The sequence below is a fragment of the Blautia sp. NSJ-175 genome, from assembly GCF_022867815.1.
Lineage (GTDB): Bacteria > Bacillota > Clostridia > Lachnospirales > Lachnospiraceae > Blautia > Blautia celeris.
Genome location: NZ_JALIFQ010000003.1, coordinates 195,102 through 209,214, shown reverse-complemented (window position 1 = coordinate 209,214; position 14,113 = coordinate 195,102). Strand labels below are relative to the sequence as shown.

At 41.2% G+C, this 14,113-nt stretch carries 11 protein-coding genes; all 11 read left to right on the top strand.

The genetic code is table 11. The annotated features are described in order from the left end of the window. The first annotated feature begins 7 nt into the window (after positions 1 to 7). From MUB35_RS06500 to MUB35_RS06450, 11 genes are read left to right on the top strand one after another with little or no spacing between them, the layout of a single operon-like run. Entirely contained in the window at positions 8 to 1,360 is a 1,353-nt protein-coding gene (locus MUB35_RS06500; protein ID WP_244805934.1) for an O-antigen ligase family protein, read from the top strand. Between the two features lie 8 nt (positions 1,361 to 1,368). Next, the gene (locus MUB35_RS06495; RefSeq protein ID WP_244805933.1) at positions 1,369 to 3,333 is read left to right on the top strand and encodes a capsular polysaccharide synthesis protein; all 1,965 of its coding nucleotides are present in this window, start codon (positions 1,369 to 1,371) and stop codon (positions 3,331 to 3,333) included. After that, entirely contained in the window at positions 3,326 to 4,180 is an 855-nt protein-coding gene (locus tag MUB35_RS06490; protein ID WP_244805932.1) for a glycosyltransferase family 32 protein, read from the top strand. Before MUB35_RS06495 ends, MUB35_RS06490 begins: the two co-directional genes overlap by 8 nt. 2 nt (positions 4,181 to 4,182) lie before the next feature. Further along, complete coding sequence (locus MUB35_RS06485) at positions 4,183 to 4,800, top strand: VanZ family protein (protein WP_054352124.1); 618 nt, start codon at positions 4,183 to 4,185, stop codon at positions 4,798 to 4,800. Continuing rightward, positions 4,797 to 6,869 carry a CotH kinase family protein gene (locus MUB35_RS06480; RefSeq protein WP_244805931.1) on the top strand — a complete coding sequence of 691 codons (2,073 nt, stop codon included), beginning with the start codon at positions 4,797 to 4,799 and terminating at the stop codon, positions 6,867 to 6,869. Before MUB35_RS06485 ends, MUB35_RS06480 begins: the two co-directional genes overlap by 4 nt. 34 nt (positions 6,870 to 6,903) lie before the next feature. Then, complete coding sequence (locus MUB35_RS06475) at positions 6,904 to 8,091, top strand: nucleotidyltransferase domain-containing protein (protein WP_244805930.1); 1,188 nt, start codon at positions 6,904 to 6,906, stop codon at positions 8,089 to 8,091. Between the two features lie 20 nt (positions 8,092 to 8,111). Further along, entirely contained in the window at positions 8,112 to 8,570 is a 459-nt protein-coding gene (locus MUB35_RS06470) for a lasso peptide biosynthesis B2 protein (protein ID WP_244805929.1), read from the top strand. 3 nt (positions 8,571 to 8,573) lie between these two features. Then, on the top strand, positions 8,574 to 10,256 hold the full coding sequence (locus MUB35_RS06465) for an ABC transporter ATP-binding protein (protein ID WP_052098853.1): 1,683 nt from the start codon (positions 8,574 to 8,576) through the stop codon (positions 10,254 to 10,256). A gap of 33 nt (positions 10,257 to 10,289) precedes the next feature. Beyond that, entirely contained in the window at positions 10,290 to 10,976 is a 687-nt protein-coding gene (locus MUB35_RS06460) for a response regulator transcription factor (RefSeq protein WP_244805928.1), read from the top strand. A 33-nt stretch (positions 10,977 to 11,009) separates the two neighbouring features. Then, entirely contained in the window at positions 11,010 to 13,148 is a 2,139-nt protein-coding gene (locus MUB35_RS06455) for a glycosyltransferase (protein WP_244805927.1), read from the top strand. After that, on the top strand, positions 13,132 to 13,956 hold the full coding sequence (locus tag MUB35_RS06450; protein ID WP_054352139.1) for a sensor histidine kinase: 825 nt from the start codon (positions 13,132 to 13,134) through the stop codon (positions 13,954 to 13,956). The genes MUB35_RS06455 and MUB35_RS06450 overlap by 17 nt, the downstream gene beginning before the upstream one ends. Positions 13,957 to 14,113: the final 157 nt, after the last annotated feature.

Below are 14,113 nucleotides of genomic sequence, written 5' to 3'. Positions count from 1 at the left end.
TTGGGTTATGACAGGATCATATGAAACAGGAAGTAAATATATAAAAAACGCAGGAGAAAAAGATGTTTTTCGGGCAGTGGCAGGTTTGTTTTTATTCTCTTTATTTGTGATGCCCCAATATTTCGGAATCCCACTGCCTGTGTTTGATCTTACAATTCTGCGTATTCTGACAGTTCTTCTGACGCTGCTGATACTTTGCAGTGACAGCAGAAAACATGATTTTATAACGATGGTAAAAGAGGCAAGGTTCACGCTTATATTACTGCCCTACTTAGTGGTGATCACATACACAATGATCTTGAGGGCAGATATCAATGCTTTTTTAAATCCGTTTATTGAGTTATATTGTTTTTATTTATTAATTTACATATTCAAGTATTCTCTGGGTTTTCACAATTCCTTCCGCTGTATTTTGGCCTTTTGTTATTTGCTGGCAATCCTTGGGATTGTGGAATATGCAATTGGCCGTTCACCTTTTTCTTATCTGGAAACAATCAAAGGTATTTATACCGGCCAGTTCATACGCTCCGGACATTACAGGATTATGAGTTCCTGTGTCCATTCCCTGGGCTATGGACTGCTGATCGTCTCAGTGGTGCCTTTTTCCTGTATAGATCTGCAGAATGATCGGATTGATATTTTTAAACGACCATTTTTGCTGCTTTTGTGGTGCGCAAATGTATTTTTTACAGGATCAAGATCTACTTTGGGGGTATTTTTATTGGAACTTGTAATCCTGTTTTTTGTATCATGTAAAGAGAGTAAAAGAAAAAATACTTTGATGATGACTGCTGCTTTGATTTTGTTCATAGTATTTTTGATGATTTTTCATAATACAGATTTCGGAAGATATATTATGCTGCAGATTACCACACTGGCAGATGAAGTGCTGGGAACCTCCTATGCAGCCCATTATGGGGCCAGTAAAGAGGCATTAGGCAGCAGCGCCAATTACAGGGAACAGCTCAAGTATATTTTTACTTTAGACTGGCTGAATCCTTTGTTGGGAATAGGAAGAAAAAGATCTTTTTCTTCTGAGCTTAACGGTTCCTTTATCGTGTCTGTTGACAATTTTTATATTGCGGAATATATCCGGTATGCGTATCCCGGATTAGCAGCATTTGTTCTGTACATCAGTTATTTTATTGGGGGGCTGGTGAAAAAAAGTATCCGGAGACAAGATGCCATTTATAAAGTATTGCTGATAGGATGCCTGTGCTATCTTATTAATCTGTTTTGGGTGGACTCTTTGCAGACACTTAAATACTTATATGTTTTGCTGGCGTTATACTGTAGCCTTGATTTTGAAACAAGAAAAAAAAGAAGTAATGTTAATGTGTCAAAATACATGAAAAGGTGAGAGTGCATATGAAGAAAGTAAGCATTGTTATTCCCATATATAACGCGGAAAAGTATTTGATAAACTGTATAAACAGTATTCTGAATCAAACTTACAAAAATATAGAGATACTGCTGGTGGATGACGGAAGTAATGATGGCTCAAAAAAAATTTGTGAACAGTATCAGGAAAAGGATGAAAGGATCCGGGCCTTTTTTCTGGATAATCATGGGGTAAGTACAGCCAGAAACTTTGGAATGGATATGGCAACAGGTGATTATATTATCTTTGTGGATGCAGATGATACCATTGATCCCGATACAGTGGGAGATAATGTGAAGCTTGCGGAAGAAAACAATGTGGAGCTTGTCCTTTTCTGCTTCCGATATCTGTTAACAGAGGAAAGGCACATAAAAGAAAACGAGCTGAAGGAGAATTTCTGCGGAACTTCCGATGCATTTTTTAAAAACCATTTTAATCATATCCTTGATATGGAACTGGTAAATCCGCCGTGGAATAAGTTAATAAAAAAATCCTTATTGGACAGGAGCTATATCAGGTTTCATCCGTCCTATTCCATTTGTGAGGATATGGCTTTTTCTATAGATGTTTTATCCGCGGTGGACCGTCTGGCTGTAAATAGAAAGGCATATTATAATTACTTTTTAAAAACCTCAGGAAGTCTGGTTTTTACATTTCATGAAAACTATTTTGAAGCAGCGACTCATTTTTATAATAAGGCTCAGAAATACTGCTGTAAATTTCCAAGCCACGAACCGCAGATGAACAAAATAGATACCATATACGCAGGTCTTGTTATTGCATATATACAACAAATCTGTTGTTATGATAAGTGGGATAGAGAAAAGAAATTTAAATATCTCAGCCGGATCACGGAAAGCAGTATATTCTGTAATGCTTTACAAAATGCCAGGCTGCCGGGGAAAAAAAGAATTGCAAGAATGCTGATTCGATGCCAAGCTGAGAAAACCCTTTATTTTTTATACAATATAAAAAGCAGACTGCAGCTCCGTGAGAAATTAGTGAAAATAAAATATAAAGTGGAAGATGGAATGCTGTTAGGTTCTGTTTATGACTATTTTATGAAGAAAACAAAATACAGAGACCGAAAGCTTACTTTCTTGTATAACGTGATAATCGGTCAAAAACACAGAATGTTATATTACAAAAAACTGAAAAAAAAGTATTTGGACCGTGCACTGCAAAATACATATTGGGAAGAGCAAGAGAAAAAGGAAAATTCGGAAACGGTGTGGATCTGCTGGCTGCAGGGAATGGACCAGGCACCTCTGCTTGTAAAAAGGTGTTATGAATCCATCAGAAGATCACTTCCGAATAAAAAGATCATCTTAGTGGACGAAGAAAATATTTATGACTATGTGGTATTACCGGATTATATTGTGGATAAGCGGAAGCAGGGGAAAATCGGAAATGCTCATTTCAGCGATTTGATCAGGCTGGAATTACTCATAAAATATGGGGGGTACTGGATTGACGCAACTGTGTTATGTACAGACGCGAAGCTTTTTTATTATATTGATTCCCTGCCTCTGTTTATGTTCAGTTTTTACTATTTTGGATTTAATCCGGAGATAATGGAAACAAATAACTGGTTTATTAAGAGTACGGCCAACAACAATATTATATGTCTGGTGAGGGAACTTTTGTATGCTTATTGGAAAGAAAACAACAGGCCGGTGCATTATTTTCTGTTTCATATATTTATGACTATGGCATTGGAGTGCTATGAAAAGGATTACAAAGAGATGCCTGTTGTAAGTCAGGCGGATGCTCATATTTTGGCATCCTATATCAGCGAACCATACAACCGGAATAAATATGATATTTTGAAACTCAGCACCGGAATCCATAAATTAAATACCAGGTTTGATGAGAGAGCAGTGAACAGAAAGAATACATTTTATGATGTGATCATAAAACAGGGGAATTATCAGGAGATGCATAATGGATAAAAAACATACAGAAAATAATAATAAGATTCCTAAAATCATACACTATTGCTGGTTTGGAGGAAAGCCCATACCGGAGGAACTGCGGGCATGTATGGATTCATGGAAAAAGCTGAAGGGATATAAAGTGATCCGTTGGGATGAAACAAACTGCAGTTTTAATGAAAATGAATTTGTCCGCAGAACATATGCAGAAAAAAAACTGGGGTTTATCGGTGATTACTACAGATTGAAGGCAGTTTATGAATATGGAGGAATCTATCTGGATACAGATGTAATGATAAACCGTTCTTTTGATAGATTACTGTCACATACGGCATTTTTAAATTTTATTTTTGACTGTTCTGTGGGTTCCGCAGTGATTGGCGCTGAGAAAGGCAATCCGCTGATAGGTAATCTGATGAAAATGTATGATGCCACTGTTTTTACAGAAAATAAAAACGGTAAGACTTTGGAATGGAGGGATGGTAAATGCATGGTGAACGGCTATGTGACCAGCAATTATTATTATACATATTTTATACTGAAGCACTATCCGGAGTTCCGGTTAAATAATAAGATGCAGGATTTAAAAGATTTTGTTATTTATCCCAAGGAGTTTTTTGAAATCGGAACACTGTCAGGAAAACATTATGCAGTCCATCTGTGTGCCGGAGAGTGGAGAAGTGATTCCGGCAGAGCTGATGGCACAAAAAGCAAGATAAAGTCTGTTTTAAAAAGAAATCCAAAGGTTTTTGAAAAAATACAGATACTTGTGCGTAAGCGCCGATACAGGAAAATGAAAAAAGAGATTCCTTTTTATGCATATTATCTGGCACAGAGGAATCATGAAGAACTGCCGGAGTTATAAAAATGAATCATTTAGAAGAATACTGGCGCTGTTTTTTGGTCCTGTTAAAACAGCAGTTAAAAGGAATTTCCGCAGAGACACTGATGCTTACGGTACTGGCGGCAGTCATTGCCATACATCTTATTTGGTTTGTTTTTCACAGGCTGGCAGGTAAGGAAGGCTCCAAAAGAAGAGAGGCAGTTCTCTTTCTGATTGCGGGATATGCATGTTTTATGTATCAGGTCACTTTATATAACAGAGAGCCAAACAGCAGGAAAGGTGTTTATACAGAGCTTGACTTCGGAAACTGGTCCGGAGATTATATGGGCTTTCAGCAGAGGGTATACAGTTTGTTAAATGTGGCTCTTTTTGTTCCCTGGGGATTTTTACTGGCAGCCATAAGAGGAAAAGAGTGTATGTGCAGAAAAATATTTATGGTGTGTTCCGCCAGTTTCCTCACCAGCTTTACCATTGAAACTCTGCAGTTGATAACAGGAAGAGGATATTTTGAACTGACAGATATGATTACAAACGTATCGGGCGGTCTTCTGGGAGTGCTCATATTTTGTGCAGCCTGGGCTGTTTACAGTAAAAAGTACAAAGGCTGTACCGGCCATGAAAACAAAGGAGGTAGAAAGTGAAGAAAAAATTTTCCACGAAAGATATTTTTCTCATTGCTCTGAGCATCCTGGCACTGACTGTATTGATTTTTATTATCATCCATTCAGAAAAAAAACAACAGGAGGAGAGGGAAAAACTTGCCGCGGCAATGCAGCAGGAAGAAAGCGGGGAGGATGACGGCAGTCTGTATGCGGGTTCTTCAAAAGCGCTGATGATTAATGAAGTAAACCAGTCAGGCTGGATAGAATTGTATAACTGTGAAAAGGAAGATCTGGATATATCAGGCATTGCTGTTTTGGTTAATGGTGAAAAAAAAGCGGAGCTTACCAAACATACACGATTGGATGCAGGAAAGTTTCTGACACTGGACCTTGATGAAAAATTAGGCGAGGGGAAGGAGAATCTATTGTCGCTGGTAAAGGCGGACGGAACCTGTATCCAGTCATGGATCGTTCCGAAGCTTACTGAAAATGAGAGTTATGGACGAGTGGCAGACGGAGATATATCCATGGGATATCTGAATGCTACAAAGGGAGAAGCTAATGAGCCTGCGGAAAAAAAAGAAAAAGAGCAGTTGGAATTTTCTGTCCCGTCAGGTTTTTATGATTCTGCTTTTCCGTTGACTATTTCCGCTCCTGATCATACAGAAATATATTATACAACAGACGGAACGGTTCCCACGGAAAAGTCAGAGAAATATACAGCACCTGTCACAATTGAAAACAGGAGTGGTTCAGACTATATCTATGCGGATTCCGACGGAATCGGATATGAGCACAATTTTAAGCCTGCCAGCATACAGAAGGGGACCGTGATCCGGGCTGTCTATGTAGATGAGGATGGCAGGAGAAGTGAAGAAAAGATCCGCTCCTATTATGTGGGAGTCGGCGGAAGCAGTGATTTGAACAATATGCCGGTTTTATCTGTTACAGCCGATCCCCTTGATTTGTTTGATTACTTTACCGGTATGTATGTCTCGGGGCAAAGCTATGAAGATGCTCTTGCCCGGGGAGAGGGAAAAGATAACAGAAAAGCAAATTATCGGAACGGCTGGGTGAAGAAGGCCCATATAGAGTTTTTTGAATCCGGCAAGGACATGACATATGAAGGGGACGTCAATCTTTCTATGCTGACAGATATGAATATTACATCCCCGCAAAAAGGGTTTTCTGCGCAAATCACCGGAAGCGGCGGATGGGAAGGCTCTTCTTTGGAGCGCTTTCTTGATAAAACGGAAAATACCCTGACAATACAGACGAACAAATACGATAATGCCTACAAAATACGGGAATTGACAGCCAATAAACTGCTTGAAGAGACCAGTGTGGGAACGAATATCCTGATGCCCTGTGTTGTCTTTATAAACGGGGAAAATTGGGGCGGTTATATGCTGCGCGCGCCTTTTACCCGGGAGTTTATAGAAGAACAGTATGGGATAACAGGTGAAGAAGTGGTGACTGTCCGAAACGGTTCTGCTGATCAAAAGGAATTCCAGTCTCTGTATGATGAATTTTATAATTTTGTGACAGGCAGTGATATGAGTGATACATCAAAGTATGAAATAGTAAAGCAGGAAATGGATATCCGGAGTTATCTTGATTATTTCTGCGCCAATATGTATCTTGCCAATGCCCAATACGGACAGGAGGAGGCCTGTATATGGCGGACAGTATCTTCAGAAAATGGAGGGTATGCAGATGGCAGGTGGCGTTGGGTATTGGGAAGTATGGATATGACAATGGATAACGGAACCACAGGGCCGGTCAGTACAGCTTCGATCAATACGCTGTTACAGCCGGGCGTCACGGAGGATGCGTTTTTTCAGTCCCTGCTTGGAAGCGGAGAATTCAGACAGCAGCTAAAGGAATCCATGTACCGTATGGCAGATGACATATTTCCGAAAGAAAAAGCAGAAGCGATTGTAAATGAGACCGCACATAGGATTCAGAAAATGGCAGTCAGCAGCTATAAGCGGTTCTTCGGCAATGTAAAAGATGATTTTTATGCGGATGAAGTGGATAAAATACTCCATTTTTTCAATAACAGAAGCAAGTATATGCTGCATTATACAGATGAAATGATCAAGTGAGGCATTGTGATACACAGGGACGGGAGGGGATAAAATGGGAAATGATAATTTATCAGAAAAACCGGTTATCATGGAATATTTGAGTGAGCTGATACATGCTCAAATGGAAGATCGGATTCCGCAGCCTCTGCCAAAGGGTGTGACATTGGAAGAACTGCAGGAGACAGCGAAAAAAGGACAGATTTGTTATTTGATATTCGGAGCACTGCTTAAGCTGGATATTCCGGAGGCAGATGCAGAGAAGATGCGTCCGTTTGTGTTGAACAGTACCATAAAAACACTGTCCCAGGTGTGTGCAGTCAGGGAGATCCAGGAGAAATTGGAAGAAAATAAAATCCGGCATCAGGTTTTAAAAGGTGCTGTCATGAAGCATATATATCCAAGACCGGAATTTCGTGAAATGGGTGATATAGACATTATGATATATGAAGATTCCCTTGAACAGGCAGAGAAAGTGGTGGAGGAGCTGGGATTTGTGAAATATCAGACGGTTAAGCATCATGAGATCTTTTTCAAAAAGCCATTTTTAATGCTGGAAATGCATTGGTCTTTATATGATCAGAACGTTGACAGGAACCAGTCCGTCTATTTTAAGAAACAATTCCGCGCAGAGAAAAAAGAAGGATGGCAGTATTCTTATGAATTCAGTAAGGAAGACTTTTATGTTTATCTCATTTCCCATATGGCAAAACATTTCTATGAAACCGGCTGCGGAATCCGCAATCTTTTGGATATATATATCTATCAAAATGCATATAAAGCGACAATGGACAGGCGTTTGGTTGAGGAAGAGCTGCGAAAATGCGGGTTACTGAATTTTGAAAGAGAAATGAAGAATCTCTCTGTCATATGGCTGGATAATCTTGCAGGCGACACATTCTATAACAATCTTTTTGAGTATATGCTGGATTGTGGGATTTATGGAAAAGGGGAAAACGGAGTCTGGGGACAGCTTGCCAAGGAAATTACCTCGGATAAAATAAATAAAAGGTCCGTGCGAATGAAATATTATTTTCCTGCCTTAGGATATATGAAGGAGCATTATGCATGGCTGGATAAATTTCCGTATATGCTGCCCATTGCCTGGACATGCAGGGCATTTCAGGGGATCACACGTAAAGGCAGTATGGAAAGAAAAAAATATCTGGAGCGTGCAGAGCCGGAGAATATCGAAAAAGTCAGAATGATTTATCAGAGACTGCATTTGAATTTTAAAAAATAAAGAACTGGAAGTATATACTTATGAACCTGATAAGAAGAGGGATAAGATTTATAAAATACAATGAACACAAGTCTCTGACTTTTCTGGCATGGATCTATTCCGCTGTTTTCCGGCTCCAGATCCTTTATATGGATACGAAAAGGCTGAAGTGCAGGTGGGGAGCGGAAGGAGAGGAATCTCCCAAAGAGGCGGATGTTTCCCAGTATCTATATGCAAAAAAAGTCTCCTATGCTGTGGATCAGGTCTGTCAAAAAACAAAATGGGAGAGTAAATGTCTGGTGCGGGCACTGACTGCTCAAAAGCTGCTGCGGAGGAAGAAAATTGCAACCACCCTTTATCTTGGCTGTGGGTTGGATGAGAATGGGAAAATGATAGCTCATGCCTGGCTGAGATGCGGAAAAATGTATGTGACAGGGGGGGATGGAAGGGATTATGCAATTGTGGATAAATTCCGTGCAGGAGGATGCGGAAGGGAGTAAACCATGCTGCGGAAGATAAAAAAATTTATAAGTGACTGGGAGAATCAGTCTTCTTACATAAAGTGGATCGTGAATTACACAAAACCATATATACCTCAGCTTTCGCTGGTCATGTTTTTAAATATTATGGTATCTCTGGCATCGATCGGACTGGCTTTGATCGGAAAGCGCATGGTGGATCAGGCAAGTGCAGGCAATACGGTAACAAAGGTCATTCTTCTCTATGTGCTGATCGTTCTGGTGAGTCAGGCCATGATGTGTATTGGAGCACTGTCTGCGGTTGTAATATATGAGAAATTCGCATTTGGAATAAGAAAACAGGTGTACAGAAGGATTTTAGATACAAACTGGCTGGATGTGACAAAATATCACACAGGCGATCTGATGACGCGTCTGACTACGGATGTGGGAATTGTGGCGGATGGTATTTCCGTGACCATTCCCTCAATCCTGCAGCTGGCAGTACAGCTTCTGGCTACTTTTTGTACTCTGGCGGTATTTGACTGGAAACTGGCGGTGTTTGCCCTGGCAATCGCACCGGCCGCAGCACTGAGCAGCATGTGGCTGGGAAGAATACTGAAAAAACTACAGATGAAAGTCCAGGAGACAGAGTCCAGATACCGGTCCTTTATCCAGGAGAGTCTGTCTAATATACTTATTGTGAAATCTTTCCGGACAGAGGACTATTCCGTGGAAAAGCTTACCAGGCTCCGTGATGAAAGGCTGTACTGGGTATTAAAGAAAAACAGAACCGGTCTGGCTGCCTCCACCATATTAAGCCTGGCATTTCAGTTTGGCTATGTGGCTGCATTTGCCTGGGGGGCTGTGAGTATATCAAGAAATACAATAACTTTTGGTACCATGACAGTATTTTTGACACTTGTGAACCGTATACAGTCTCCGATCGTGAATCTGGCCCAGTCCATTCCCAAGCTGGTATCCATGATCGCTTCCGCGGCAAGGATTATTGAGATCCAAAAGCTTCCGGAAGAAACAAGTCTGGAAGAAAATATCAGGGGAGACCAGGTAGGCGTCAGAGTAAACAAGATATCCTTTGGCTATGGGGAGGATTTAGTATTTGACCAGGCATCCATTGATTTTAAGCCGGGAGAATTCACTGCCATTGTAGGGGCCTCCGGGATTGGAAAAACCACCCTGGTAAGGCTGATCATGGCATTCACCAATAAAGCGGCAGGTACCATCGAATTTTATAATGTTCATGGAGACAGGGAGAAAGCCAATGCCAGTGCAAGAGATTTTATTTCCTATGTTCCCCAGGGAAATACATTATTCAGCGGTACCATCCGCGAAAATATCCGTATGGGACGGCTGGATGCAACGGAGGAGGAGATTATGGAGGCTTTAAAGGGGGCTTCCGCAGATGGATTTGTATCGGGGCTTCCCAAGGGGGTTGATACGGTGATCGGAGAAAAGGGGCACGGAATATCAGAAGGGCAGGCACAGCGTATCGCAATAGCCAGAGCGCTTGTGCGCAAGGCACCGTTTCTTATTCTGGATGAGGCAACTTCTTCTTTGGATGAAGAGACAGAACTCAGGGTACTGGAAGGAATCAGAAGCTGGAATCCGGCACCCACCTGCCTGCTGATCACACACAGAAGGTCAGTACTGCAGTACTGTGACCGGGAAATCTGTATAGAGAATAAGAAATTGGGAGAAGTAGTCTGAGAACAGAAAGTAAAGGAAGGTTGGAGAAGAGATATGTATCGGATTTTGCTGGTGGATGATGACGCTGAGGTATTAGATGTGAACAGGAGATTTTTTGAAAAGAATAATTTTCAGGTGGAAATCTGTACAGATTCAACATCAGCAATGTTGTCAGTGAGAAGATTTAAGCCTGAATGTATTCTTCTTGATGTGATGATGCCAAAACTAAATGGTTACCAATTGTGCAGGCAGATGCGTAAGGTGACAGATGTACCGATTTTATTTTTATCCGGCAAAATTTCAGAGGAGGACAAGATCAGGGGCTTCCAGTGCGGAGCGGATGATTATATAGAAAAGCCTTATAGTCTGAAAGAAGTATATTTCCGTATTGTGGCAAATATACGAAGGCACCAGCAGCTTCTCAGGAAAAAGGATGAAAATATCATAGAGGTTTTTCCTCTGTCCATTCATCTGGAAAACCATAAAGTGTTTTATATGCAGGAAGAGATTCCCCTGACAAACAGGGAGTATGATTTGCTGCTGTGTCTGGCAAAATGTCCTGATAAACCGCTTACATTCAGGGAAATCGGGATATACACATGGGGAAGTTACAGGGAGGAAGACAAAAAAACAGTTATGGTGAATGTGTCGAGACTGCGGAAAAAGATTGTGGATTATACGGGACGGAAGGATCTGATCGAAACCGTCTGGTCTAAAGGCTACCGGATAAATAGGAAATAGCTTTTGAATTTGGACAGGAAGGGGATTTTACTTATGGCATGTCAGAATGAGCTTATAACCATAGTGGTTCCGGTTTATAACGTAGAAAAATACCTTGACAGGTGTATCCGTTCTATCCAGGCACAGACCTACAAAAATCTGGAGATCATTTTGATAGATGACGGATCAGAGGATCAATGCGGGGAGATCTGTGATCAATATGCGGAATCGGATGAGCGGATAACTGTGATACACAAGGAAAACGGCGGGTTATCAAGCGCAAGAAATGCGGGAATAGACATAGCTGCAGGGCGCTATATTGGATTTGTAGACAGCGATGATTACATTCATCCGGATATGTACGGCATACTTTATGACAGTATGAAAAGGAATGATGCAGATATTGCTGTCTGCGGACACTATACGGAAAAAGAAGAAAAGCTTATACTGGAGGAGCCTATTATAGATGAGGAGGCAGTCTATACATCCGGGGAGGCTCTTGAACTTTTGGTCAGGGATAGGGATATGAAGAGTTATGCATGGGATAAGCTTTACAAAAGGGAATTATTCTCCGGTATCCGCTATCCTGCAGGGCGTAATTATGAAGATGTGGCAGCTACGTATCTGCTCTTTGACAGAGCAGAGAGGATATGCCGGATTCCCGAATATCTTTATTATTACCAGATAAGGGAGGACAGTATTTCTTACCATGTCTCTGAAGCAAAATGGCACAGAAACTGCCGGGACAGCCTGTGGGGACAGATGGAAAGAATTACTTATTTTCATCAGAAAGGGTATGCTGATCTGGAAATGATGTCACAGGCAGAAATGCTCCCCTATATTTTTTCATTTATCAGCGGCGGTTATGTACTGGAGGACCCGGAAGGCGTTAATACTGCAAAAAAATATCTGCTCAGTCATAAGAGGCGGTTGGATGAGAATCCTTATATCGGGAAAAAAGATAAGCAGCTGGTCCGTATTTATGCACTTCCTCATTTTATATTTGAAGGATATAAGGTGATAAAAAAGTGTACGGAAAAAATGCGTCCTGTTTTTGGAAAGGCAGCCGCAGTCTGCAGACGTGTCTGCCGCATGAGCAGACAGTTTGATTTTGAGTTGAAACCAGGTAAAACCACCAGGATTTTTTCCTTTGAGCTTCCTTGTTTCGACAATCTCGGAGATCATGCCATTGCTTATGCACAGGAGGTCTTTTTGTCAAAATTATCCGAAAAGTATCCTTTTTTGCAGGTTCATGTGATTGACGCATGGGATACTTCAGACGCAGTCTTTCAACTGGGAAGAGAAATACATAAAAACGACCTGATATTTTGTCAGGGGGGAGGCAATCTTGGAAATTTATATCCTTTTGCAGAGGTGTTCCGCAGAAAAGTAATGAAAAAATTTTATAAAAATTCAATCATCCTGTTTCCCCAGACAGTCTATTTTACAGAAGATGAGAAGGGGGAAAATGCCCGTTTGGCAAGCCGCAGGGTATATGACCGGTGCAGGAGACTTCTTCTGTTAGCCAGGGATTCCGTCTCATACGAGCAGATGAGGCAGAATTTTCGGTCTCCTGCTGTTAAAATGATCGATATTGTGGCTTCTCTTGATGCTTCCTTCTGTGTGTCAGAAAAAAGAGAGGGGATTCTTCTTTGTCTCCGTTCTGACGCGGAGAGTGCTTTGAATGCAGATGAAAAAAAGTATCTGCAGGCGTGTTGTGAGAAGGCAGCAGGAAAAATACATATTACAGATACAGTCATGGGAAAAGAGATCACAAGCAAAGAACGGGAAAACCAGCTGGTCAGGAAGTGGAGGCTTTTCGGAAGATCACGGCTGGCAGTTACGGACCGGCTCCATGGAATGATTTTTGCTGTCATCACGAAAACTCCGTGTATTGTCTTAGGCAATAATCATCACAAGGTGAAGGAGACATATAATACGCTGAAATCGTGCGATTATCTGTATTATGCGGAAAATGCCCGCGCAGCAGGTGAAAAGATAAGAGAAGTATTAAAGAAAGAGCTGCCAAAGCATAAGACAGATTACAGCCCGGTATTTGAAAAGCTGGAAGAGATGATCATGCTGTATGTCGGTGAAGCACCTGCAAAAGGAGTACACAGAGTTGATTGGATCAATGATTATGAAATGGCTATAAAGCAAGTTCCAGGAGAGAGAGATGCGAAAAAAGTTTAGCGAGCCGGAGCTCAACGTTATAGAAGAACTTTCAGCAAAACTGTTGGTTGCAAATGAAAAACTGAGAAAATCAGAAGAGAAAAGGACAAAAATGCTGGAAAATATATCACATGATCTGAGAGCACCGCTTACAGCAATACGAAGCGCCGTGGATTATCTTCTGACCGTCAGCACAGAAGAGGAAACAGATAAAGACGAGCTGCGGCAAATCGGCAGCCTTCTTCATGAGCGGACGAAAATCCTGGAAAACCTGATCCAGGATTTATATTATCTTACCTGTCTGGATAATAAAGCGGAATCATTTGATATGTCTGACATTCCATTAGGCCAGTTTTTGGAGGAATATTTTTACATGGCAGAGATGGATGCAAGGTATGAGGATAAAAAACTGAATTTTGATGTCTCCCCATCTCTTACCTGTGTAGTGCGTATGGATAGCGGAAAAATGACAAGGGCGCTGGATAACCTTCTTATTAATGCTGCCAAGTATTCACCTGCCGGGGCATCTATTACATTGGGGGCCTTTATGACAAAAGCGAAGGAGGATGCCGGTCCCTGTGCTGCGATTTATATAAAAGATACCGGAATTGGAATGACAGGGGAAGATTTGGATAAGATTTTTGAACGGCTTTATATGGTGTCTGATGCAAGAACCCCATCCGGCACATCCGGAAGCGGGCTGGGACTTTCCATTGTAAAAAGTATTGTGGAAAAGCATGGAGGGAAAATCACATGTATGAGCGAATTGGAAAGGGGAAGTTGTTTTATGATATATCTTCCGGTGGTGAATGAATCCTGTAATGTCTGATCTCCCGGCGGAAGGATTATGAGGCACAGAAAAGATAAGGAATCATTGACATATGGGAGGCCATAGGTTAATATAACTATTAAAATGAAGTAGGAGGTGTGTGTTTGTCTATTGCGTCAAGTAAATAAATCGGAATGTATAACCAAATAGGCAGAAG